This window comes from Streptomyces sp. NPDC006296 (genome assembly GCF_040613235.1).
In the GTDB taxonomy this organism is placed as follows: domain Bacteria; phylum Actinomycetota; class Actinomycetes; order Streptomycetales; family Streptomycetaceae; genus Streptomyces.
On sequence record NZ_JBEXRT010000017.1, the window covers coordinates 73,653 to 96,936 of the forward strand.

General features: G+C 71.6%; 22 protein-coding genes and 1 tRNA gene. 16 read left to right on the forward strand and 7 right to left on the reverse strand.

Annotated elements, in window-relative coordinates; genetic code table 11:
• Nucleotides 1-149 precede the first annotated feature (149 nt).
• Nucleotides 150-1,010, reverse strand: a complete 861-nt coding sequence (locus tag ABZ172_RS14560) for an SDR family oxidoreductase (protein WP_356883840.1) — start codon at nucleotides 1,008-1,010, stop codon at nucleotides 150-152.
• 137 nt (nucleotides 1,011-1,147) lie between these two features.
• Here ABZ172_RS14560 and ABZ172_RS14565 point away from each other — a divergent pair, with 137 nt between their 5' ends.
• On the forward strand, nucleotides 1,148-1,555 hold the full coding sequence (locus ABZ172_RS14565; protein ID WP_356883842.1) for a helix-turn-helix domain-containing protein: 408 nt from the start codon (nucleotides 1,148-1,150) through the stop codon (nucleotides 1,553-1,555).
• 7 nt (nucleotides 1,556-1,562) lie between these two features.
• Here the strand turns inward: ABZ172_RS14565 and ABZ172_RS14570 are convergent, their stop codons facing one another.
• The 5 genes from ABZ172_RS14570 to ABZ172_RS14590 form a co-directional block, all read right to left on the reverse strand.
• Nucleotides 1,563-2,627, reverse strand: a complete 1,065-nt coding sequence (locus ABZ172_RS14570) for a 2-oxoacid:ferredoxin oxidoreductase subunit beta (RefSeq protein WP_356883844.1) — start codon at nucleotides 2,625-2,627, stop codon at nucleotides 1,563-1,565.
• A complete protein-coding gene (locus ABZ172_RS14575; protein WP_356883846.1) occupies nucleotides 2,620-4,575 on the reverse strand; it encodes a 2-oxoacid:acceptor oxidoreductase subunit alpha in 1,956 nt (651 codons plus the stop codon). The genes ABZ172_RS14570 and ABZ172_RS14575 overlap by 8 nt, the downstream gene beginning before the upstream one ends.
• A gap of 270 nt (nucleotides 4,576-4,845) precedes the next feature.
• Nucleotides 4,846-5,505, reverse strand: a complete 660-nt coding sequence (locus ABZ172_RS14580) for a response regulator transcription factor (protein WP_356883937.1) — start codon at nucleotides 5,503-5,505, stop codon at nucleotides 4,846-4,848.
• A gap of 383 nt (nucleotides 5,506-5,888) precedes the next feature.
• Complete coding sequence (locus tag ABZ172_RS14585; protein ID WP_356883848.1) at nucleotides 5,889-7,241, reverse strand: sensor domain-containing protein; 1,353 nt, start codon at nucleotides 7,239-7,241, stop codon at nucleotides 5,889-5,891.
• A 375-nt stretch (nucleotides 7,242-7,616) separates the two neighbouring features.
• A complete protein-coding gene (locus ABZ172_RS14590) occupies nucleotides 7,617-8,816 on the reverse strand; it encodes a sensor domain-containing protein (protein WP_356883850.1) in 1,200 nt (399 codons plus the stop codon).
• A 204-nt stretch (nucleotides 8,817-9,020) separates the two neighbouring features.
• Between ABZ172_RS14590 and ABZ172_RS14595 the strand changes: the two genes are divergently transcribed.
• From ABZ172_RS14595 to ABZ172_RS14660, 14 genes are all read left to right on the forward strand, one after another.
• Nucleotides 9,021-9,422: an NADH-quinone oxidoreductase subunit A gene (locus tag ABZ172_RS14595; RefSeq protein ID WP_356883852.1), complete on the forward strand. Its 402-nt coding sequence runs from the start codon at nucleotides 9,021-9,023 to the stop codon at nucleotides 9,420-9,422.
• Nucleotides 9,413-10,048: an NADH-quinone oxidoreductase subunit B family protein gene (locus ABZ172_RS14600; protein ID WP_356883856.1), complete on the forward strand. Its 636-nt coding sequence runs from the start codon at nucleotides 9,413-9,415 to the stop codon at nucleotides 10,046-10,048. The genes ABZ172_RS14595 and ABZ172_RS14600 overlap by 10 nt, the downstream gene beginning before the upstream one ends.
• Nucleotides 10,045-11,901 carry an NADH-quinone oxidoreductase subunit C gene (locus tag ABZ172_RS14605; RefSeq protein ID WP_356883858.1) on the forward strand — a complete coding sequence of 619 codons (1,857 nt, stop codon included), beginning with the start codon at nucleotides 10,045-10,047 and terminating at the stop codon, nucleotides 11,899-11,901. The genes ABZ172_RS14600 and ABZ172_RS14605 overlap by 4 nt, the downstream gene beginning before the upstream one ends.
• On the forward strand, nucleotides 11,898-12,866 hold the full coding sequence (locus tag ABZ172_RS14610; protein WP_356883860.1) for a complex I subunit 1 family protein: 969 nt from the start codon (nucleotides 11,898-11,900) through the stop codon (nucleotides 12,864-12,866). The genes ABZ172_RS14605 and ABZ172_RS14610 overlap by 4 nt, the downstream gene beginning before the upstream one ends.
• Nucleotides 12,866-13,540, forward strand: a complete 675-nt coding sequence (locus tag ABZ172_RS14615) for an NADH-quinone oxidoreductase subunit I (RefSeq protein ID WP_356883862.1) — start codon at nucleotides 12,866-12,868, stop codon at nucleotides 13,538-13,540. The genes ABZ172_RS14610 and ABZ172_RS14615 overlap by 1 nt, the downstream gene beginning before the upstream one ends.
• Entirely contained in the window at nucleotides 13,537-14,277 is a 741-nt protein-coding gene (locus ABZ172_RS14620) for an NADH-quinone oxidoreductase subunit J (protein WP_356883864.1), read from the forward strand. The genes ABZ172_RS14615 and ABZ172_RS14620 overlap by 4 nt, the downstream gene beginning before the upstream one ends.
• Nucleotides 14,277-14,699 carry an NADH-quinone oxidoreductase subunit NuoK gene (gene nuoK / locus ABZ172_RS14625; RefSeq protein ID WP_356883866.1) on the forward strand — a complete coding sequence of 141 codons (423 nt, stop codon included), beginning with the start codon at nucleotides 14,277-14,279 and terminating at the stop codon, nucleotides 14,697-14,699. The genes ABZ172_RS14620 and nuoK overlap by 1 nt, the downstream gene beginning before the upstream one ends.
• Nucleotides 14,696-16,696 (forward strand): NADH-quinone oxidoreductase subunit L, encoded by a 2,001-nt coding sequence (locus ABZ172_RS14630; RefSeq protein ID WP_356883868.1) that lies wholly within the window; start codon nucleotides 14,696-14,698, stop codon nucleotides 16,694-16,696. Before nuoK ends, ABZ172_RS14630 begins: the two co-directional genes overlap by 4 nt.
• 27 nt (nucleotides 16,697-16,723) lie before the next feature.
• Nucleotides 16,724-18,295, forward strand: coding sequence for an NADH-quinone oxidoreductase subunit M (locus ABZ172_RS14635; protein WP_356883939.1), 1,572 nt, complete (start codon nucleotides 16,724-16,726; stop codon nucleotides 18,293-18,295).
• Nucleotides 18,292-19,827 carry an NADH-quinone oxidoreductase subunit N gene (locus ABZ172_RS14640; protein ID WP_356883870.1) on the forward strand — a complete coding sequence of 512 codons (1,536 nt, stop codon included), beginning with the start codon at nucleotides 18,292-18,294 and terminating at the stop codon, nucleotides 19,825-19,827. The genes ABZ172_RS14635 and ABZ172_RS14640 overlap by 4 nt, the downstream gene beginning before the upstream one ends.
• 119 nt (nucleotides 19,828-19,946) lie before the next feature.
• Nucleotides 19,947-20,411: a large conductance mechanosensitive channel protein MscL gene (gene mscL / locus ABZ172_RS14645; protein WP_356883872.1), complete on the forward strand. Its 465-nt coding sequence runs from the start codon at nucleotides 19,947-19,949 to the stop codon at nucleotides 20,409-20,411.
• A gap of 241 nt (nucleotides 20,412-20,652) precedes the next feature.
• Nucleotides 20,653-21,516 (forward strand): zinc metalloprotease HtpX, encoded by an 864-nt coding sequence (htpX, locus tag ABZ172_RS14650; protein ID WP_356883874.1) that lies wholly within the window; start codon nucleotides 20,653-20,655, stop codon nucleotides 21,514-21,516.
• Nucleotides 21,513-21,905 (forward strand): YccF domain-containing protein, encoded by a 393-nt coding sequence (locus ABZ172_RS14655; protein WP_356883876.1) that lies wholly within the window; start codon nucleotides 21,513-21,515, stop codon nucleotides 21,903-21,905. The genes htpX and ABZ172_RS14655 overlap by 4 nt, the downstream gene beginning before the upstream one ends.
• Before the next feature lie 144 nt (nucleotides 21,906-22,049).
• A complete protein-coding gene (locus tag ABZ172_RS14660; protein ID WP_356883878.1) occupies nucleotides 22,050-22,322 on the forward strand; it encodes a GlsB/YeaQ/YmgE family stress response membrane protein in 273 nt (90 codons plus the stop codon).
• A 98-nt stretch (nucleotides 22,323-22,420) separates the two neighbouring features.
• Here the strand turns inward: ABZ172_RS14660 and ABZ172_RS14665 are convergent, their stop codons facing one another.
• On the reverse strand, nucleotides 22,421-22,909 hold the full coding sequence (locus tag ABZ172_RS14665) for a YajQ family cyclic di-GMP-binding protein (protein WP_014154639.1): 489 nt from the start codon (nucleotides 22,907-22,909) through the stop codon (nucleotides 22,421-22,423).
• Between the two features lie 165 nt (nucleotides 22,910-23,074).
• On the opposite strand from ABZ172_RS14665, the gene ABZ172_RS14670 reads away from it, so the two are divergent.
• Nucleotides 23,075-23,156 (forward strand) — tRNA-Tyr (locus tag ABZ172_RS14670).
• Nucleotides 23,157-23,284 lie beyond the last annotated feature (128 nt).

Consider the following 23,284-nt stretch of genomic DNA (forward strand, 5'->3'; position numbering starts at 1 on the left):
GGCCCTCCCGGCGCTCCTGGCGTCGGCGATCGGCCGACTGCACGACGGTAGCGCCGGAAGGGCCCCCTGTCATTGCCGTCTCACGGAGACGCTCGTGACAGGTCCCGGGTGCCCGTCCGGGCGGGGGCCGGCGCGTCCGGGCGGTGTGTTCAGGCGGCCGCGACCGCCTCGGCCACGGTGTCCGCCAGCGGGGTCGTGGGCCGGCCGATCAGGCGGGCCAGGTCGCCGCTGGTCCCGGCGAGCGCCCCGCGGGCGATGGCCTCGTCCACGTCGACGAGGATCGCGGCGAAGGCCTCGGGCAGCCCGGCCCCGGTGAGGATCTCCTGGTGCACCTGGGCCGGCACGTTCGTGTAGGTGATCTCCTTGCCGGTCGCCTCGGCCACCACGGCGGCGTACTCCGCCAGCGACCAGGCCACGTCGCCGCTCAGCTCGTACGCCGCACCCAGGTGCCCGTCGCCCGTCAGCACGGCGGCCGCCGCGTCCGCGTAGTCCGCCCGGGTGGCGGAGGCGACGCGCCCCTCGCCCGCGTTCGCGACGACGACGCCGTGCTCCAGGACGGGGGCCAGGTTCTCGGTGTAGTTCTCGGTGTACCAGCCGTTCCGCAGGAAGGTGTGCGGGAGGCCGGAGTCGAGGATCAGCTGCTCGGTCGCCTTGTGCTCGTCGGCGAGCCGGAAGTCCGCCGCGGGGCCGCCCAGCACGCCCGTGTACGCGAGCTGGGCCACCCCCGCCGCCCCGGCCGCCTCGATCACGGCGGTGTGCTGGGGGAGGCGCCGGCCGACCTCGTTGGCCGAGATCAGCAGCACGCGGTCACCCGCCCGGAACACGCCCTCCAGCGTCTCGGGCCGGTCGTAGTCGGCGACCCGCAGCTCCACACCCCGGGCGGCGAGCGCCGCGGCCTTCTCCCGGTCGCGGACGACCGCGGCGACCGACCCGGCGGGCACGGTGGCGAGCAGCCTCTCGACGACGAGGCGGCCGAGATGGCCGGTGGCTCCGGTGACGACGATGCTCATGGGTTTCCTCCTGGTCCGCCGGCCGGACGGCCGGCCGTGGCGCTGTTCCCGCGTCCGTGGGTTTCCGAACTCTTCTCACTCACCCTAAGAAGTGCACTGTCGATACGAAAGTACCCACTTTGAAGTAAGCTACTGGTATGAGCGTGAGCAGCGTCCGGATCCCGAGCGTCAACCAGCCGATGTGCCCCTCCCGGCTGGTCCTGGAACACGTCACCAGCCGCTGGGGCGTGCTGGTGCTCGCCGCGCTCCTGGAGCGCTCGTACCGCTTCGGCGAGCTGCGCCGCGAGGTGGGCGGGGTCAGCGAGAAGATGCTCGCCCAGACCCTGCAGACGCTGGAACGGGACGGCTTCGTGGACCGGGACGCCAAGGCCGTGATCCCGCCCCGGGTGGACTACTCGCTCACCCCGCTCGGCCGGGAGGCCGCGGAGCAGGTCTGGGGCCTCGCCCGGTGGACGGAGCGGCGGCTGGACGCGGTGGAGCGTGCCCGCGAGGAGTACGACGGGGCCCGGAGCCGGCCGGCTCCGGGCCCCGTCGCGCAGGGATGACGGCGGATCAGCCGACCACGGTCCAGGTGTCGTTCCCGGCGAGCAGGGTGCTCAGGTCACCCTTGCCGTGCTGCTCGATCGCGGCGTCGAGCTGGTCGGACATGAGGGAGTCGTAGACCGGGCGCTCCACACTGCGCAGGACCCCGATGGGGGTGTGGTGCAGGGTGTCGGCGTCGGCCAGCCGGGACAGCGCGAACGCGGTCGTGGGGCTGGGGTTGTGGGCGTCGTGGACGAGGACCTGCGACCGGTTCTCCTCGGTGACCGCCACGACGGCCAGGTCCCCGGTGAGGGGATCGCGCACGACCCCCTTGGACCCCTCGGCCCCGAAGAGGATCGGCTTGCCGTGTTCCAGGCGGATCACCGCCTCCTCGGCCCGCTCCTTGTCCTTCAGCACCTCGAAGGCGCCGTCGTTGAAGATGTTGCAGTTCTGGTAGATCTCCACCAGCGCGGTGCCCGGGTGGTCGGCCGCCGCCCGCAGCACGCTCGTGAGGTGCTTGCGGTCGGAGTCCACCGTGCGCGCGACGAAGGTGGCTTCGGCGCCCAGGGCGAGCGAGACCGGGTTGAACGGGGCGTCGAGGGATCCCATCGGCGTCGACTTGGTGATCTTGCCGACCTCGGAGGTGGGACTGTACTGCCCCTTGGTGAGCCCGTAGATCCGGTTGTTGAACAGCAGGATCTTGAGGTTCACATTGCGGCGCAGGGCGTGGATCAGGTGGTTCCCGCCGATCGACAGCGCGTCGCCGTCACCCGTGACGACCCAGACGGACAGGTCGCGGCGGGAGGTCGCCAGCCCGGTGGCGATGGAGGGGGCACGGCCGTGGATGGAGTGCATCCCGTAGGTGTTCATGTAGTACGGGAAGCGGGACGAGCAGCCGATCCCGGAGACGAACGTGATGTTCTCCCTGGCCAGGCCCAGCTCGGGCATGAAGCCCTGCACCGCCGCCAGGACCGCGTAGTCACCGCAGCCCGGGCACCAGCGCACCTCCTGGTCGGACTTGAAGTCCTTCATGGACTGCTTGCCCTCGGCTCCGGGGACCAGCTGGAGGAGTTCGTTGGCGTGTGCGTCAGGCACCGATGGCCTCCTTGAGGGCTGTGGCGAGCTGCTCGGCCTTGAAGGGCATTCCGTTGACCTGGTTGAAGCTCTGCGCGTCCACGAGGTACTCGGCCCGCAGCAGCAGGGCGAGCTGACCGAGGTTCATCTCCGGGACGACGACCTTGTCGTAACGCCGCAGCACCTCACCGAGATTCCTCGGGAAGGGGTTGAGGTGGCGCAGGTGCGCCTGCGCGATCACCTCGCCGGCCGCGCGGAGCCGGCGCACCGCCGCGGTGATCGGCCCGTACGTCGAACCCCAGCCCAGGACCAGGGTGGTGGCGCCGGCCGGGTCGTCGACCTCCAGATCGGGGACGCGGATGCCGGCGATCTTCGCCTGGCGGGTGCGGACCATGAAGTCGTGGTTCGCCGGATCGTAGGAGATGTTCCCCGTGCCGTCCTGCTTCTCGATCCCGCCGATCCGGTGCTCCAGACCCGGGGTGCCCGGCACCGCCCAGGGACGGGCCAGCGTCTCCGGGTCCCGCTTGTACGGCCAGAACACCTCGGTGCCGTCGGCGAGTTCGTGGTTCGGTCCGGTGGCGAACCGGGTCCGCAGGTCGGGGAGGCTGTCGGTCTCCGGGATCCGCCACGGCTCGGAGCCGTTCGCGAGGTACCCGTCCGAGAGCAGGAAGACCGGGGTGCGGTAGGTCAGCGCGATCCGGGCCGCGTCCAGCGCGGCGTCGAAGCAGTCCGCCGGGGTCCTCGGCGCCACGATCGGGACCGGCGCCTCACCGTTGCGGCCGTACATCGCCTGGAGCAGGTCGGCCTGCTCGGTCTTGGTCGGCAGACCGGTGGACGGCCCGCCGCGCTGGATGTCGATGATCAGCAGCGGCAGCTCCAGCGACACCGCCAGGCCGATCGTCTCCGACTTCAGGGCCACACCCGGCCCCGACGTCGTCGTCACACCCAGTGAACCGCCGAACGCCGCCCCCAGCGCCGCCCCGATCCCGGCGATCTCGTCCTCCGCCTGGAAGGTGCGCACACCGAAGTTCTTGTGCTTGCTGAGCTCATGAAGGATGTCCGACGCCGGCGTGATCGGATACGAACCCAGATACACCGGAAGGTCCGCCTGCCGGCCCGCGGCGATCAATCCGTAGGACAGTGCGAGATTCCCCGAGATATTGCGGTAGGTGCCCGTCGGAAAAGCCTGCGACGCGGGAGCGACCTCGTAGGAGACCGCGAAATCCTCCGTCGTCTCACCGAAATTCCAGCCCGCACGGAAGGCCGCCACATTCGCTTCCGCGATGTCCGGCTTCTTCGCGAACTTCGACCGGAGGAACGACTCCGTCCCCTCCGTCGGACGGTTGTACATCCAGGACAGCAGCCCGAGCGCGAACATGTTCTTCGACCGCTCGGCCTCCTTGCGGGAAAGCCCGAACTCCTTCAACGCCTCGATCGTCAATGTCGTCAAAGGCACCGGATGTACGTTGTACGCCTCCAGAGAACCGTCCTCCAGAGGTGATTCGGCGTATCCCACCTTCGCCATCGGGCGCTTCGTGAACTCGTCCGTGTTCACGATGATGTCCGCCCCGCGCGGCACGTCGGCGATATTCGCCTTCAGCGCCGCGGGATTCATCGCGACCAGTACGTTCGGTGCGTCGCCCGGCGTCAGGATGTCGTGGTCCGCGAAATGCAGCTGGAACGACGACACCCCCGGCAGCGTCCCGGCGGGCGCCCGGATCTCGGCCGGGAAGTTGGGCAGCGTCGACAGATCGTTCCCGAACGACGCCGTCTCCGACGTGAACCGGTCGCCCGTCAACTGCATACCGTCACCGGAGTCACCCGCGAAACGAATGATCACCCGGTCCAGACGGCGGATTTCCTTCTCGGCGGCACCCGCACCGACCACGTGCGGGGCGCGCTGCTCCCCGACGACAGCCTCGCTGGCCTCATCGGACTTTCCGGCTGGGCTACTGACCTGGCTGGTCACTGAACTGGACCTCCCTCGGGGCGGCGGCTCGGGACCGGCCGACCCGCCGGCGGTCCAGGCCCCACCCTACTTCTGTAAGGGTCGCCTTCCTCGGACCGGTCATAGGGCGGACGCGTTTCCGACCCGTGAATGCGTCACGCTCCGCCACATTTCCCGGACCCCCTCAGCCGCTGCACGAATCCCCGTGGTGCCCCTCCTTTCGTCCCGGTCCGTGGAATCGTCCGACTGCGGGTGGATCATTCAGATGATCACAGATGGATCGCCGCTCTGTCACGAGTTCAGATAAGTGAGAACGGCGAGAACGCGCCGGTGATCACCGTCGCTGGGGGACAGGCCGAGTTTCAGGAAGATGTTGCTGACGTGCTTCTCGACCGCTCCGTCACTGACGACCAGCTGCCGGGCCACGGCCGAATTCGTCCGCCCCTCGGCCATCAGACCGAGGACCTCCCGCTCGCGCGGCGTGAGCCCCGCCAGCACGTCCTGCTTGCGGCTGCGGCCCAGCAGCTGCGCCACCACCTCGGGGTCCAGGGCGGTCCCGCCGCGCGCGACCCGCACCACGGCGTCCACGAACTCCCTGACCTCGGCGACCCGGTCCTTCAGGAGGTAGCCCACGCCGCGACTGCTGCCGGCGAGCAGCTCGGTGGCGTACCGCTCCTCGACGTACTGCGACAGGACCAGCACCCCCACCTCCGGATGGTCCTTGCGCAGCCGCACCGCCGCCCGCACCCCCTCGTCGGTGTGGGTCGGCGGCATCCGCACATCGGCGACCACCACGTCCGGCAGCGCGTCCTGCCCCGCGAGCTCGCTCACCGTCCTGAGCAGCGCCTCCGCGTCCCCGACCCCCGCGACGACGTCGTGACCGAGATCGGTCAGCAGCCGGGTGAGTCCCTCCCGGAGCAGCACCGAGTCCTCGGCGATGACGACCCGCACTCTTTCCTTCACGGCCTTGCGTCCCCCACTGTCGGTCTTCCGGCGGTCCCGGTGTTGTCGGCGAACCGGGTGTCGGCCCCGGCGGTCCCGGTGTCCTGCTGCACGTCCCGCGCGCACCGCGTACGGGTCCAGCATTCCAGGGTCGGGGCCCCGGTGGGCCGTGGACCGGCGGTTCCGGTACGGCCGGACGCACCGCGGTGCCCCGGGCGCCGTGACGGCGTCCGGGGCACCGGAAGACCGGCTGGTGCGGGGCTGCTTGTACGGGGCCCGCGTCCGGCCGGTGCGCGGGGCGGGTTGTACGGGCCCGGGCCCGGCCGGTGCGCGGGGCTGCTTGTGCGTGGCCCGTGCGCGGGGCGGCTCCGTCCGGGCGCGGAGCCGGGGCCTCAGCCCCGCCAGGGCAGTTCGGCCGTGACCGTCGTCGGGCCGCCGGCCGGGGACTCGACGACGAGGACGCCGTCCACCGCGTCCAGCCGCTCCGCCAGTCCGGCCAGCCCGCCGCCCGCCGAACCCCCGGCCCCGCCGCGTCCGTCGTCGGTGACCTGGAGCATCAGCCGGTCGGCGGTCCGCCACACGTCGACCGACGCACGGGTGGCGCGAGCGTGTCTGCTGACGTTCTGGAGGAGTTCGGAGACGGTGAAGTAGGCGATGCCCTCGATGGCCTGGGCGGGGCGTGCGTCCAGGTCGACCACGACGTCGACGGGGACGGTGCAGCGGGAGGCGATGGCGGAGAGTGCGGCGTCGAGTCCGCGGTCGGTGAGGACGGCGGGGTGGATGCCGCGGGCGAGGTCGCGGAGTTCCTGGAGTGCGATCTTGACCTCGCCGTGGGCTTCGTCGACCATGCGGGCGGCTGCTTCGGGGTCGTGGTCGAGTTTTTCCTTGGCGAGTCCCAGGTCCATGGCGAGGGCGACGAGTCGGGCCTGGGCGCCGTCGTGGAGGTCGCGTTCGATGCGGCGCAGGTCGGCGGCGGCGGTGTCGACGACCACACCCCGGTCCGACTCCAGCTCGGAGACCCGGGTCGCCAGCCGTGAGGGACCGAGCAGCCCCAGGACCATGACCCGGTCCACCGCCACCAGGCCGCGGACGATCCACGGGGTGACCAGGACGAGACCCAGGCCGACCCCGCTGGTCACCGCCAGCTCGAAGGGGGAGTCCAGGTAGACCTGATGCGTCCGGTCGCCGTACAGCTGGATGCCGTCGACGCCCACGTACGCCGGGAAGACCCAGTGCCACAGCGGATAGGTGAACGCGGCCCAGCCGTACGCCGAGAAACTCACCGCGACGACGAACGCGAAAACCGCCCAGGGCAGGTGCAGCACCGCGTAGAGCAGGTGCCGCCAGGACACCCCGCTCTTCAGCACGGCGCCGACCCAGGACAGGAAGCCGCCCTCCCCGCGCACCGGCGCGGGATCCGCGACCTCCAGCCGCAGCAGTGCGCGCGCCCGGGCCCGCTCCAGCGCGCCGAAACCGCGGCACACCGCCAGACCGGCCGCGAGCACCGGAACGCCGAGGAAGGTGATCAGCGTGCCCAGCCCCAGCGACACCATCGTCACGGCGCAGCAGAACAGCACCACGCTGATCGGCAGGCCGAGGAGCACATGGCCGAGCTCGCGCCAGGTACGCGCCTCGAAGGGCGCGCGCAGCACCGCGGGGAGGACGTGCTTCGTCGGGGGACGACCCCCCGCGCTCCTGCCGGACGCGAGGCGGTCCCGCGTGTCCGGTCCGTATGCCGTGGCCATCAGTGGCGTCCGTCCGTTTCTCGAGAGCGGGTGTTCCCGCGGGTTCTGGGAGGCGGGTGTTCCCCGCGGTCGGTGTGGGCGGGTGCTCCCCGCCGGCCGGTCGGGCGTGTGCTCCGTGCCGGGCCGTGCGGGCTCTTCCCACCGGTGCGTCAGATGGGTGCTTCGTGCCGGTCCGGCGGCCGGTGCCTCAAGACTGCTGCGCCGGGGACCTCCGCACCATGAGGGCGGTCTCCGTATCCTGCGGGGGTTTTCCCTACCCTCGGTGCCCCTGCCGGACTGCCGGGCGCACGGGTCCGCCCGGCCCCGGGACACGCCCGGGCGGCGAGCCGGAAGGTTCCGTGCCGGCGGACGGCCGGGGGCCCTGGTCCGGCCGGTTCACGCCGTGCCGACCCGCTCGGTCCCGGTGCCCACGCGGTCGCGCCACGGCAGCTCCGCGGTGACCGTGGTCGGGCCGCCTTCGGGGGAGTCCAGGACGAACAGCCCGTCGACCGCCCCCAGTCGCTCCGCCAGTCCCGACATACCGGTGCCGCCGTCCAGCCGGGCCCCGCCGCGTCCGTCGTCGGCGACCCGGAGCATCAGCCGGTCCCCGGAGCGCCACACGTCGACCGAGGCGGCACGAGCACGGCTGTGTTTGCTGACGTTCTGGAGGAGTTCGGAGACGGTGAAGTAGGCGATGCCCTCGATGGCCTCGGCCGGCCGGCCCGGCAGCGTCACCGACACGGTCACGGGGACGGTGCAGCGGGAGGCGATGGCGGAGAGTGCGGCGTCGAGTCCGCGGTCGGTGAGGACGGCGGGGTGGATGCCGCGGGCGAGGTCGCGGAGTTCCTGGAGGGCGATCTTGACCTCGCCGTGGGCTTCGTCGACCATGCGGGCGGCTGCTTCGGGGTCGTGGTCGAGTTTTTCCTTCGCCAGTCCCAGGCCCATGGCGAGGGCGACGAGTCGGGCCTGGGCGCCGTCGTGGAGGTCGCGTTCGATGCGGCGCAGGTCGGCGGCGGCGGTGTCCACGACCACGCCCCGGTCCGACTCCAGCTCGGCGATCCTGCGCTCCAGTTCGTCGGAGGGCGAGAGCAGGCCCCGCACCATCGCCCGGTCCGCGTTCGCCAGACCGCGTGCGATGTGCGGGAGAACCGGCCACAGGACGAGCAGGCCCACCAGCGTCACCGCGAACGTCGCCACCCCCCACGGCAGCCGGACGAACGAGTACAGCAACGTCCGCCACCCCACCGGGTCCTTCAGCCCCGCCCACAGCCACGGGAAGAAACCCCGGCCCCGCCGGCTCCGCGCCACGGGACTGGGCTCCTCGATCCGCATCCCGAGCAGACGCCGCGCCCGCCCGCGCTCCGCCCTCCCGAACCCGCGCGCACCCTGCAGCCCCAGGGCGAGCAGCGGCAGGCCGATCACCGTGACGGAGAGCCCGGCGCCGACGCCGACCAGCAGCACGGTGTACACGAACCCGGCGAGGGCCATCGGCAGATCGGCCAGGAGATGCGCGATCTCCTTCCACGTCCACCGGTCGAAGGCGAAGCGCACGGGCGGCGGACGGTCGTCGTCCGGCAGGGAGGGGCTCATGGTCATGGCACCAGCGTGCCGGGCCGGAACGGGCCGCGCCATGGGGTTCGTGGGTGGGGTCGAGTAGGGATAACCCCACCTCGCGCCGTGCCACCCCGGGCACCTCCCGCCCCACCCGTTCTGCCACGGGGCTGCTTACCGTCTCTTTAACAGGGCCTAGACTCCCGTGCGTACAGACCGTCGAACAGGTTGAGGGAGCGAGGGGCGGACGTGGCGGACGTGCCGGGACCGACCGTTGCCGCGTCGGACTACTTCCAGAGCTACTCAGTGGTCGGACTGCTCGCCCTGGTGGGCGTGCTGTTCGTCGCCGTCGCCTTCGGGGCCGGCCGGCTGCTGAGGCCCGTGGTCCCGACGCCGGAGAAACTCCTGACGTACGAGTGCGGCGTCGACCCCGTGGGAGAGGGCTGGGCCCACACCCAGGTTCGCTATTACGTGTACGCCTTCCTGTACGTGATCTTCGCCGTCGACTCGATCTTCCTGTTCCCGTGGGCGACGGTGTTCGCGGCCCCGGGATACGGAGCGACGACGCTGGTCGAGATGTTCATCTTCCTCGGTTTCCTGGCCGTGGGACTGCTCTACGCATGGAAGAAGGGCGTCCTCGAATGGACGTGACGAGCCGGCCGAACCCCGAACCCCCCGTGTCGCTGCCTGACCCGACGAAGCTGCCCGAGCCGAAGCGGCTCGGGGTGCTGTCCCGGCTCGCACCCGAACCGATGAAGGTGGTCCTCAACTGGGGCCGCCGCTACAGCCTGTGGGTCTTCAACTTCGGACTCGCCTGCTGCGCCATCGAATTCATCGCGGCCTCCATGGCGCGGCACGACTTCATCCGGCTCGGCGTCATCCCGTTCGCCCCCGGGCCCCGGCAGGCCGACCTGATGGTCGTGTCCGGCACGGTCACGGACAAGATGGCCCCGGCCGTGAAGCGGCTCTACGAGCAGATGCCCGAACCGAAGTACGTCATCTCCTTCGGCGCCTGTTCCAACTGCGGCGGACCCTACTGGGACTCGTACTCCGTGACGAAGGGCGTCGACCAGATCATCCCCGTCGACGTGTACGTCCCCGGCTGCCCGCCCCGGCCCGAGGCCCTCCTCCAGGGAATCCTCAAGCTCCAGGAGAAGATCTCCCGCGAGTCGCTCGCCGAGCGGTACACCACCGGGGACACGCCCAGGCCCTCGACGGCGGCGCTGCGCAGCGGCCTCGTGGCAGCCCCGAAGACGCCGGGGGAGGAGCGGCCGTGACCGCCTCGGACACCTTCGACCGGCTGCCCGACGCCGTCACCGACGTCTTCGGCGCGGACGCCACCGCCGCGCACGCCTACGACCTGCTCACCGTCGACGTGCCCGCCGCCGCCTGGATCGGCGCCCTCGAAACGGCCCGCGACGAGCTGGGCTGCACCTATTTCGACTGGCTGAGCGCCGTCGACGAACCGGGCACCGGCTTCCGCGTCTGCGCCCATGTCGTCGCCCTCGGCGGCGGAACGGTCCGGCGCCTGCTGCTCCGTACGACCGTCCCGCACGAGGCCGCCACCCTGCCCACCGCCGTCGGCGTCTACGCGGGCGCTGCCTGGCACGAGCGCGAGACGTACGAGATGTTCGGCGTCGCCTTCGAGGACCACCCCCACCTGGTGCCGCTGCTGCTGCCCGACAGCTTCGAGGGCCACCCGCTGCGCAAGGACTTCGTCCTGGCGGCCCGGGTCGCCAAGGCCTGGCCCGGAGCCAAGGAACCGGGCGAGTCGGAACACGGCGGACCCAAGCGGCGCACCATGCTTCCGCCCGGGGTGCCCGATCCCAACGAGTGGGGCCCGCTCAAGGGACAGCTCCCGCCCGCCCCGGCCCGCCCCGCCCGCGGGGCACGCGCGGCGGGCGACCGCCCGGTGCGCCGGGCGCGCAGTGCGAGCGAGGGCTCCGCGGCGCAGCGTCCGGACGCGGCGGAGACCCCGCAGACCGCCCAGCCCCCGCAGACGGCCCCGCCCCCGGGGACTGCACAGACCCCGCAGCCCCCGCAGACGGCCCCGCCGCGCCGCAGCCGCAGCGCCTCGCAGGGCTCGGCGAGCCAGACCGCCGGGACGACGCCCGCCCCCACGGCCCCCGACGCCGACGCTCCCGCGGCAACGCCTCCGGCCGCCGGATCGCAGGCCGGTACCCCTTCGGCCACCACGCCCCCGGCCGCCGACTCGTCTGCCTCCGCGCCTCAGGCCGCCGACTCTCCTGCCTCCGCGTCTCCTGCCTCCGCGCCTCCGGCCGGTGCGACGGGCGAGGGCACGACGGGAGCCGGGGCGACGGACGCCCGACCGACGGGCGCCGGCGCCGCGCGGGGTGGCGACGCGGCTCGTGCGAAGGGCGCGGCAGGCAGTGCGGACGCGCCCTGGCACGACGCCCAGCCCGCCTTCGAGGACACCCGGAAGCAGGCGGCACCGAAGCCGAGCACGCCCCGGCCGACCGCCGAACGGCCCGCCCCGGCCGAGCCCGGCGAGCCGACTGAAGCTGAACCCGGTCCTGATCCCGGTCCCGGCTCCGGTCAGCCGGAGGGGGCCGTGCCGGTACCCGAGTCGGAGCAGCCGTCGGAGCCCGGGCCGGACGAGCCGTCGGGCCCCGAGCCCGGGCCTGACGAGCCGTCGGGCCCCGAGCCCGGGCCTGACGAGCCGTCGGGCCCCGAGCCCGGGTCGGGGCCCTCGCCGGACCGGTCGTCGGGCTCCGAGCCCGGGTCTGTGGCCGAGCAGGAGCAGCCGTCGGGGCCCTCCCAGGTGGCCGAGCAGGACCAGCCGTCCGGGTCTTCGGCGGACGAGTCGTCGGCCTCCGGCCCCGGGTCGGTGTACGAGCAGCAGCAGCCGTCGGGGCCCTCGCCGGTGTCCGAGACCGGCGGTCGCGCACAGGAGCGGTCGTCGGCGTCCGAGCCGGAGACCGGTCGCGCGCCCGAGCGCGGAGCCGACTCCGAACCCGACTCCGACCCCGGTTCCGAGGCCGACCCCGGTTCCGAGGCTGATCGCGGCTCCGGCCCGGAACCCGACTCCGACTCCGGTTCCGAGGCCGACCCCGGCTCTCCCCGGGAGTCCCCCGGACCCGACCGATCCGCCGGAGGCGATACCGCGTGAACGACGTACTCGACGTCGCCCTCCGCCTCGTCATCGTCTTTGCCGTGTTCATGGTGCTGCCGCTCGTCGTGGGGCAGGCCGAGCACAAGGTGATGGCCCACATGCAGGGCCGCCTCGGTCCCATGTACGCGGGCGGTTTCCACGGCTGGGCCCAGCTCGTCGCGGACGGGGTGAAGTTCGCGCAGAAGGAAGACGTCGTACCCGCCGACGCGGACCGCCGCGTCTTCCAGCTGGCCCCTGCCGTCGCCCTGCTCCCGTACCTCCTCGTGATCCTCGTCATCCCCATCGGCCCCGGCGAGGGCGCGGTCGGGCAGGTCGTCGACGCGGGCATCTTCTTCGTCCTGGCCGTCATGGGCGTCGGCGTGCTCGGCTCGCTGATGGCGGGCTGGGCCTCGGCCAACAAGTTCTCGCTCCTCGGCGGTCTCCGGACCGCCGCGCAGCTGCTCGCCTACGAACTGCCGATGCTGCTGGCCGCCGCGTCCGTGGCCATGGCCGCCGGCACCGTCTCGCTCCCCGGCATCCTCAACGCCTTCACGTGGTGGTGGCTGCCCTGGCAGATCGTCGGCGCCCTGGTCTTCTTCGTGGCGGGGCTGGCCGAACTCCAGCGCCCGCCCTTCGACATGCCGGTCGCCGACTCCGAGATCATCTTCGGCGCGTACACCGAGTACACGGGACTGCGCTTCGCCCTGTTCCTGCTCGCCGAGTACGCCGGCATCGTCGTCCTCTGCGGTCTGACGACCGTCCTCTTCCTCGGCGGATGGCACGGGCCGTTCGGCGAGGACGGGCTCGGCTGGGTCTGGACCCTGCTCAAGACCGGCGTGCTCGCGTTCGTCGTCATCTGGCTCCGGGTCACCTACCCCCGCCTGCGTGAGGACCAGCTGCAGAAGCTCGCCTGGACCACACTCATCCCCCTCGCCCTGGCGCAGATCGCGCTCACCGGCATCGTGAAGGTGGCGATCAACTAGTGCCCCCGATCCCCGGCTCAGGCCTGGCCAAGGGCCTCGCCGTCACGCTGCGGACCATGACCAAGCGCACGGTCACCGCGCAGTACCCGGACGTCCAGCCCGAACTGCCGCCCCGCACCCGGGGTGTCATCGGCCTGTTCGAGGAGAACTGCACGGTCTGCATGCTCTGCGCCCGGGAGTGCCCGGACTGGTGCATCTACATCGACTCCCACAAGGAGACGGTGCCACCGGCCGCCCCCGGAGGCCGCGAGCGCAGCCGCAACGTCCTGGACCGCTTCGCGATCGACTTCGCCCTGTGCATGTACTGCGGTATCTGCATCGAGGTCTGTCCTTTCGACGCGCTGTTCTGGTCGCCCGAGTTCGAGTACGCGGAGACGGACATCCACGAGCTGACCCATGAGCGCGACAAGCTCCGCGAATGGATGTGGACCGTTCCCGAACCGCCCGCGCTCGACCCCCGGGCCGAGGAGCCGAAGGAGATCGCCGCCGCCCGCAAGACGGCCGACAAGCTCCAGGCCCAGGAAGCCCAGGAAGCGCAAGCGGCCCAGGAGGCCCAGGAAGCTCGGACGGCCCAGGAGGCTCAGGCGCGGGCCGCGCGGGAGACCACTGAGGCCCGGGAGGAGTCGCCGGAAGGCCGCTCGGAGCAGGCAGCCGAGCAGGAGGGTCAGGAGTGATCCTCTCGGCCACCGCCGGTCACCCCGGCTTCCTCTCACCGACCGGCGTCGAGATCGCCTTCCTGCTGGTCGGGATCGTCACCCTCGGCGCGGCCGTCGTCACCGTCACGACCAAGCAGCTCGTGCACGCCGCGCTCTGGCTGGTCGTGGCGCTCGGCGGTATCGCGGTCGAGTACCTCCTGCTCACCGCCGAGTTCATCGCCTGGGTGCAGGTCCTGATCTACGTCGGTTCCGTCGTGGTCCTCCTCCTCTTCGGGCTGATGCTCACCCGGGCGCCCATCGGCCGCTCCCCGGACGCCGATTCGGGCCACCGGTGGGTGGCCCTCGGTGCGGCCGCCGCCTCGGCCGCCGCCCTCGTCTGGGTCGTCGTGGACGCCTTCCGTACGACCTGGATCGATCTGGACGGCCCGGCCCAGGGCTCCACCAAGGCCTCCGGGGAGTTCCTCTTCCGGAACTGGGTGCTCCCCTTCGAGGCCCTCTCGGTCCTGCTGCTCGCCGCCCTCGTCGGCGCGATCGTCCTGTCCCGCAAGGACCGTGACGACAGCAGGGCCCGCCAGGCCCGCCTCCACGGCACGGGTCCGTCCGGCAGCCGGGCCCGCGAGGACCGCCACGCGGACCGGCCCGGTGACGCCCGCCAGGACCGCCGGTCCGGTGAAGACCGCCGGCCCGGTGACACCCCCCAGGGCGGTGCGGGCCGCACCGAACCGTCGGCCCCCGACCGGGAGGACAAGAGCTGATGCACCTCGCCTATCCCGCCGTCCTCGCCGTCCTCCTCTTCTGCACCGGGCTGTACGGGGTGCTCGCCCGCCGCAACGCGATCCTCGTCCTGATGTCCGTCGAGCTCATGCTCAACGCCGTCAACCTCAACCTGGTCGCCTTCGACGTCTGGCTCCGTGACGCCCTCCACGCGGGGCAGGCCCTGACCCTATTCACAATCGCCATCGCCGCGGCCGAGATCGGCATCGGCCTCGCGATCGTCCTTGCGGTCCACCGCAACCGCGGCAGTGCGGACATCGACCGCCTCCGCGACACCGCGGAGACCGACGAGGCCGAGACGCTCCCCGATGACGACGGCGCCGACGGCGCCGCCCTGGGCACCACCGCAGACCAGGCCACTGCTCCGGCAGGGAAGGCAAAGAAGGCAGAGGCCACCGCGTGACCACCACGACCCTCGCCGTCCTCGTCCCCCTCCTCCCCTTCCTCGGAGCCGTCGCGGGGCTCCTCCTGGGCCGCACCGCGCCCGGCTTCGTCCGGCCCCTCGCGGTGCTGCCGACCCTCGCCGCCGCCGTGCTCGCCGTCCTCGTCGCCGCACGCCAGGGCGGCGGCCGGCCCATCGACGCCTCGACCCGGCTCACCCCCACCGGCTCGGTCCCGATCGACCTGGCGCTGCACCTGGACGGCTTCGCCGTCCTCGTCGCCGTGCTCGTCGGGCTCGTCGCCACCTGCGTCCAGGTCTACTCGACGGCCTACCTCAAGAACGACGCCCGCTACCCCTCGTACGCGGCCCTCGTCTCCCTCTTCACCTCCGCGATGCTGCTCGTCGTCTACTCCGGCGACCTCATGGTGCTCCTGGTCGGCTGGGAGATCATGGGCATCTGCTCGTACTTCCTGGTCGGCCACTACTGGGAGACACCCGAGGCACGCGCGGCCTCCCTCAAGGCCTTCCTCGTCACCAAACTCGGTGACGTCCCCTTCCTCATCGGCCTGTTCGCGCTCGCCGCGGACACCGGCACCTTCCGCATCACCGGCATCCTGGCCGCGGTCGGCAACGGCGGGCTCGACCACCCCACCCTCATCGCGCTGCTGCTCCTCGCCGGAGTGGCCGGCAAGTCCGCGCAGTTCCCGCTGCACACCTGGCTGCCCGACGCGATGGCCGGCCCCACCCCCGTCTCCGCGCTCATCCACGCCGCGACGATGGTCGCCGCCGGGATCTACTTCGTTGCCCGGCTCCTCCCCGTCTTCGCCTCCTCCGGTGCCGCCCTCGTCGTCCTCGCCGTGATGGCCGCCGTCACCATGATCGGCTCCGGCCTCGCCGCCCTGGCCCAGGACGACATCAAGCGCGTGCTCGCCTACTCGACCATCGGCCAGCTCGGCTACATGTCCGGCGCCCTGGCCGTCGGCGACCGCGGCGCCGCCGTCTTCCACCTCCTCTCGCACGGTGCGTTCAAGGCCGTCCTCTTCCTCGCGGCCGGCGTGGTCATCCACGCTGCGGGCACCAACTCACTCGCCGCCATGTCCCGCATGAGCGGGCTGGCCAGGCGCATCCCCGACGCCTACTGGACGATGACCGTCGCGCTCCTCGCGCTGGCCGCCATCCCTCCGTTCGCCGGCTTCTTCTCCAAGGAGGCCGTGCTCGTCGCCGCGGAGCACACCGCCTTCGGGGACCGCGACATCGCCCCCGCGGCCGCCGGCTGGACGGTGCTCGTCGCCGGACTCGCCGCCGCCGTCCTCACCGCCGCCTACGCCACCCGGCTCTGGCTCCTCGCCTTCCGGGGACGCGGCCCCGAGGCCCCCGACCACGGCAGGCAGCCCGTCGCGATGACCTCCGTCCTCTGGGTCCTGGCCGTCCCCACGATCGCCTTCGGTCTCACCGCCGGCGTCCTCGTCGACTGGTTCGACGGACACAGCCTCGCCCCCTCCCTCACCACCGCCGTCCTCTCCACCGGCGTCGGACTCGTCGGCGGACTCGTCACCTACGGGGCGTGGCGCCACACCACGGCGCTCGCCGACCGGCCCCCGGTCGGCGCGGTCGCCGCCCACCCCGACGCCGAACCCGCCCTCGTGGAGGCCGAGGCGATGACCTCGCACACCGCGGCCTACGGCACCATCGCGGACGCCCCCGACCCGACGGACCCCGGCAGGCTCCTGCTGGGACCGCTGCACCGCCACGCGGTCACCGGCTTCCACCTCGACGCCCTGTACACGGCACTGTTCGTCCGCCCCACGGCGGCCGCCGCACGACTGGTCCGCTTCCTGGACCGCGAGGTCGTCGACACCTACGTGAACGGCTCGGGCGCCGTCGTCCGCGGACTCGGCACGCTGGTCCGCCGCGCCCAGACCGGCAACGTGCAGACCTACCTCGGCGCACTGCTCGCCGGAACCCTCGTCCTGGCGATCGCCGCCGTCGTCCTTGCCAACGTCTACGCCGGGGCGTGAGCCGTGTTCGATATCAGCGCATCCGTGATGCAGTTCCTTCTGGCGTTCGTCGTCGTCGCCCCGCTCCTCGGCGCGGTCGCCGCGCTCCTGCCGGCCCCTCCCGGGCTCAAGGGCAGGAACCCCGACCAGGCCGTGCTCCGGCACGGTGTGACCGTCACCGGCGCCGTGCTCCTCGCCGCGCTCGTCCTCGCCGCGGGATTCGACCACGACCACCCGTCGAGGATGCAGGCCACCACGGACATCAGCTGGATCCCGGCACTCGACGTCCGGATCCACCTCGGCACCGACGGCATCTCGCTCCCCCTTCTCGTCCTGACCGCGCTGCTGACCTTCCTCTGCGCGCTCTTCAGCTACTTCAAGCTCCCCGCGGGCCCCTCCCCGAAGGCCTTCGTCGCCCTTGTCCTCCTCCTCGAGTCCGGCACCCTCGCGACCTTCGCCGTCCTCGACCTGCTGCTGTTCTTCCTGGCCTTCGAGATGGTCCTCATCCCGATGTACTTCCTCATCGCCCGCTGGGGCGGCGACCGGAAGCAGCCCGCCGCCTGGAAGTTCATCCTCTACACGCTGCTCGGCTCCGTGATCATGCTGCTGGGGCTGCTCCTCATCGGACTGGAGAGCGGCACCTTCGACATGGTGGCACTCGCCACTGACAACGGCCGCGGCCTCACCACGTCCGTGCAGGTCATCGCCGTCCTGGCGGTCGGCGTCGGGCTGGCGGTGAAGACCCCGATGTGGCCCCTGCACAGCTGGCTGCCCGACGCCCACACCGCGGCCCCGACCGTCGGCTCCGTCCTCCTCGCCGGCGTCCTGCTGAAGATGGGCACGTACGGGTTCGTCCGCATCCTGCTCCCCGTCACGCCCGACGGGATGCAGACCTTCGCGCCGTACCTCGCGGCGTTCGCGGTCGTCGGGATCGTCTACGGCTCCCTCGCCTGCCTGGCCCTCGCCCGGCCCGGCGCCAAGGGCGACCTCAAACGCCTGATCGCCTACTCCTCGGTCGGCCACATGGGCTTCGTGCTCCTCGGCATCGCGACCATGACCCCCACCGGGGTGAACGGCGCGCTCTTCGCCAACATCGCCCACGGCCTCATCACCGGACTGCTGTTCTTCCTCGTCGGCGCCGTCAAGGACCGCTACGGCACCGCGGACCTCGACACCCTGTCGGGAGCCACCGGGGCCGCCCTCTACGGCCGCGCACCCCGGCTCGGCGGCCTCCTCGCCTTCGCCGCCGTCGCCTCCCTCGGACTCCCCGGCCTCGCCGGGTTCTGGGGCGAGATGCTCACGCTGTTCGGCGCGTTCGACCCCGCCGAGGGTCTCAGCCGCCCCGCCTTCCTCACCTTCATGTCCATCGGCGCCCTCGGCACCCTGCTCACGGCCGCGTACATGCTGATCGTGGTGCGCCGGGTCTGCATGGGCGAGGACGGCGGGCGGCCGCACCGGGCCGGCGGGCACCCGCAGCCGATCGCCGACATCCAGCGCCACGAACTCGCCGCCTGGACCCCGCTCGCCGCCCTGACCGTCCTCGCCGGACTCTGGCCCGCCGTCCTCCTCGGCCTCACCGACCCGGCCGTGCAGAAGCTCCTCGCAGGAGGCAAGTCGTGACCGTGGCAGCCGACAGCGCAACCGGGGCGGCGAGCCTCGTCCAGTCCGTCGACTGGCTCGCGATCGCACCCCCCGTCATCACGGCGGCCGTGGCCCTGCTCGTCCTCGTCGCCGACCTGTTCACCGGCGAGCGGCACAAACCGCTGCTGGGCCTCGGCGCCGTCGCGGGGCTGCTGGCCGCCCTCGCGACGCTCCTCCCGCTGCGTGCCGGAGACCGCTCCACCTTCTGCCTCACCGAGGGGTCACGGGCCTGCAGCTACACCGCCGACCCCTTCGCCCTCGTCATCCAGGCCCTCGTCCTCGGCGGAGCACTCCTCACCGCGCTGCTCTCGATCGGCGACACGCGCAAGCTCCCCGCGGGCGAATTCTGGTTCCTGCTGCTGTCCTCCGCCGCGGGCGCCGCGCTGCTGCCCGCGGCCCGGGACCTCGCCACCCTCGTCGTCGCCCTCGAAGTCGCCTCGCTCCCCGCGTTCGCGCTCGTCGGGATCAAGCGCGGCGACCGGCGCTCCTCCGAGGCGGCCCTGAAGTTCTTCCTCTCCTCGGTCGTCGCCACCGCCGTCATGCTCCTGGGCGTCAGCTTCGTCTACGCGACCACCGGGACCCTCCACCTCACGGAGCTCGCGTCCCGCCTCGACGACGTACCGGGCAGGTTCACCGCACTCGCCGGAGCCGGAGTCGCCCTCACCCTCGTCGGCTTCGCCTTCAAGACGGCCGCGGCACCGTTCCACTTCTGGGTCCCCGACACCTACGTGGGGGCGCCCCTCCCCATCGCCGCCTACCTCTCGGTCGTCGGCAAGGCGGTCGGCTTCTCCGGCCTCGTCCTGGTCACGGTGATCGGCTTCCCGTCGTACGCCGACGTCTGGGGGCCCGCCCTGGCCGTCCTCGCCGCGCTCACCATGACCGTCGGCAACGTCGCCGCACTCCGGCAGTCCGCCGCCCGTGCCCGCAGTGCCGTCCGCCTCCTCGCCTGGTCGTCCGTCGGCCAGGCCGGCTACCTCCTCGTCCCGATCGCCGCCGCCGCGTACTCCGGCGACGAACGGATCGGCTCCACCGTCGCCTACGCACTGATGTACGCCGTGGTGAACCTCGGGGCCTTCGCGGTCGCCGCCCTCGTCGCCCGCACCCACCCCGGCAACCGCATCGACGACTACCGCGGCCTCCACGCCACCCGCCCCCTCGCCGCGCTCGCCCTGGGCTTCTTCCTGCTCTGCCTGGCCGGCCTGCCGCCCGGCGTCATCGGCCTCTTCGCCAAGGTCACCGTCTTCTCGGCGGCGGTCGACGCCGGGCTCGGCTGGCTCGCCGTCGTCATGGCCGTCAACGTGGTGATCGCGCTCTCCTACTACCTCCGGTGGACCGCCCTGCTCTTCAGGACCCCGGAGACGGGCACAGCGGACGGGACCGCGCCCCGGGCACCCGGACACCGCGTCCCCGCCCCGCTCACCCTGGCGATCGCCCTCACCGCCGTAGCCGGGATCACCCTGTCCGGCGCCCCCCAGCTCATCCTCCGTTTCGCCGCCGTCAGCCTCTTCTGACCGCCCCTGATCGGTTTGCCCGCGGGCCCGCACACAGGGCATGGTCGTGCCTGCACGCGTCACGTGACCGAGCACGCACGCCGAGAACGCACGAAGAAGAGCACAGAGGAGCCAGAGCGGTGCTGAACGGGTTCAAGGACTTCATCCTCCGCGGGAACGTCATCTCCATGGCCATCGGCCTCGCCGTGGGAGCCGCCTTCACCGCCGTCGTCACCGGCTTCAGCAACGCCTTCATCGTGCCGCTGATCGGCCTCTTCACACGGGGCACCGGCGACTTCAGCAAGGCCTCGTACACCGTCGACGGCGTGAAATTCCCCTACGGCCTCTTCATCAGCGCCGCCATCGCCTTCCTCATCACCGCGGCCGTCCTCTACTTCCTGGTCGTCGTGCCCATGGCCAAGGTCCAGAACCGCTTCACGGCCAAGGAGGAGGAGGAGAAGGCGGACATCAAGGCGGCCCTGCGCGACTGCCCCCGCTGCTTCACCGAGATCCCCGCCGTCGCCACCCGCTGCGCGCACTGCACCAGCGACGTCGAGCCCGACGCGGAGGCCCGCGCCCTCGCGGGACTGCCCGCACAGCGCTGACCCACCGCCGCGGGAACCCACCCCGCGGCCGACAGGCCACCCGAACGGCCCAGGGGCGGATCCGACCGGATCCGCCCCTTCTGCCTGTGCGCCCGAGCCGCGCCGCCCCGTGCACCCGGCCACCTCGCACAAGGGAACTAGCCACCTTCGCCTCGCGTTGACCAGTACGGGAGGCTCCACTGGGGGAGTGGAGCACCACCGAGCAAGGGTTCCCCTGCTGCACCGCTTAGGAGGGCGTACCGTGCACCGCCGGCACAACGGGCTGAAAACCGCTGTACTCCTCGGGGGCCTCTCGGCCCTCATCATCGTCATCGGCAGCTTCTTCGGACGGACCGGCCTCGTCGTGGCCGTCCTCGTCGCACTCGCGACCAACGCCTACGCGTACTGGAACAGCGACAAGCTGGCCCTGCGCGCCATGCGGGCACGCCCGGTCAGCGAATTCGAAGCACCGCAGCTGTACCGCACCGTGCGGGAGCTCTCGACGGCGGCCCGCCAGCCCATGCCCCGGCTCTACATCTCGCCGACCCAGGCACCCAACGCCTTCGCCACCGGCCGGAACCCGCGCAACGCCGCCGTGTGCTGCACCGAGGGAATCCTCCAGATCCTCGACGAACGCGAGCTGCGCGGGGTCCTGGGACACGAGCTCAGCCACGTCTACAACCGCGACATCCTCATCTCGTCCGTCGCGGGCGCCCTCGCCTCGGTCGTCATGTTCCTGGTCAACTTCGCCTGGCTCATCCCCGTGGGCCGGTCCGACGACGACGACGGCCCCGGCCTCCTCGGAATGCTGCTCATCATGATCCTCGGCCCGCTCGCCGCCTCCGTGATCCAGCTCGCCGTGAGCCGCTCCCGCGAGTACCAGGCCGACGCGTCCGGGGCCCAGCTCACCGGAGACCCCCTCGCCCTGGCGTCCGCCCTGCGCAAGCTCGACGCCGGGACCAAGCAGCTGCCGCTCCCCCCCGAACCGCGGATCGAGACCGCGAGTCACATGATGATCGCGAACCCGTTCCGTCCCGGCCAGGGCATGTCCAAGATGTTCGCCACCCACCCGCCCATGGCCGATCGCATCGCCCGACTCGAGCAGATGGCAGGGTATCGACCGTGAAAACAATCCTGAACGTCATATGGCTGGTCCTGTGCGGGCTCTGGATGTTCCTCGGTTACATGGCCGCGGGACTCCTGCTCTGCATCACGATCATCGGCATCCCCTTCGGCGTGGCCGCGTTCCGCATCGGCATCTACGCCCTCTGGCCCTTCGGCTACACCGTCGTGGACCGCCGCGACGCCGGAGGCGGCTCGCTCATCGGCAACGTCCTCTGGGTGATCCTGGCCGGCTGGTGGCTCGCCCTCGGCCACATCTTCACCGGCATCGCCCTGTGCGTCACGATCATCGGAATCCCGCTGGGCCTCGCGAACTTCAAGCTCATCCCCGTCTCGCTGATGCCCTTCGGCAAGGAGATCGTCCGCACGGACCAGCCGTTCGCCACCCGCTGAGGGCCGTCCGGCGAGGTGCCGCAGCCGCCCCCCTGCGCCCGTCGATGACGACGGGCCGGCCCGGGGCGTGCGGCCGTGCCGCAACCTACCCGTCCGTGCAGGCGTCTTGGCTTGCAGGAACAAGTGACGGGTAGGAACGCGAACATGAGCATCATCAGTTGGATCATCCTCGGCCTGCTGGCCGGAGCCATAGCCAAGTTTCTTCTGCCGGGCCGCGACCCCGGTGGCATCGTCGGCACGACCCTCATCGGGATCGTGGGGGCCTTCCTGGGCGGCTGGTTGTCCTCCCAGTTCCTGGACCGCCCCATCAGCGCGGACTTCTACGACACGGCCACCTGGGTGGCCGCCATCGCCGGGTCCCTGGTCCTGCTGATCGCCTACCGGCTGCTCTTCGGCAACTCCCGCGAACGCCGCTGACCCGAGTCCCCGACCGTCCGCACACGGCAACGGGGCGGGCCGTGCCACCCGGCACGCCCCGCCCCGCCCGCGAACCGCTGCACAGGGCAGCGGACGCCCTACCGGTAGTTGGCGAACTGCACCGCGAAGTCGAGGTCCTTGCCCTTGATCAGCGCCTGCACCGCCTGCAGGTCGTCCCGGCTCTTGGAGCTGACCCGCAGCTCCTCGCCCTGGACCTGCGCCTTGACACCCTTCGGGCCCTCGTCCCGGATGATCTTCGCCACCTTCTTGGCGTTCTCCTGGGAGATGCCCTCCTCGATCGTGGCGAAGATCTTGTACTCCTTGCCGGACAGCTGCGGCTCACCCGCGTCCAGCGACTTCAGGGAGATCCCGCGCTTGATCAGCTTGGACTGGAAGATGTCGAGGATCGCCTTGACCCGCTCCTCGCCGTTCGCCTCCATCAGGATCTTCTCGCCGGACCAGGAGATCGACGCACCCGTGCCCTTGAAGTCGTAGCGCTGGGAGATCTCCTTCGCGGCCTGGTTGAGGGCGTTGTCGACCTCCTGCCGCTCGACCTTCGAGACGATGTCGAAACTGGAGTCGGCCATGACGTGTGGCTCCTTGCGTCGTGTGCGTGGGGGTACAGCACAAAGCCTAGCCACCCGCACCCGTACCCGGTGCTGATCAACCGGGTGGCGTAGCACCCCCGGGTATCGGGTATCGTTTACGTCGTCGCCAAGGAGCCCTTCACGGGGGTCCGACGCGTCGTTCCAGGCGGTGTGCCCGAGTGGCCAAAGGGAGCAGACTGTAAATCTGCCGGCTCAGCCTACCCAGGTTCGAACCCTGGCGCCGCCACAGGAACAAGAGGGTCCGTACCCAGCAGACATGCTGGGTACGGACCCTCTTTCGTCGTGTGGTGACGGTCTCTTCGGGTTCCGTCCGGTCGAGACGCGGGGCCGGCGGGGGTGGGCTCGTCGGTGCGG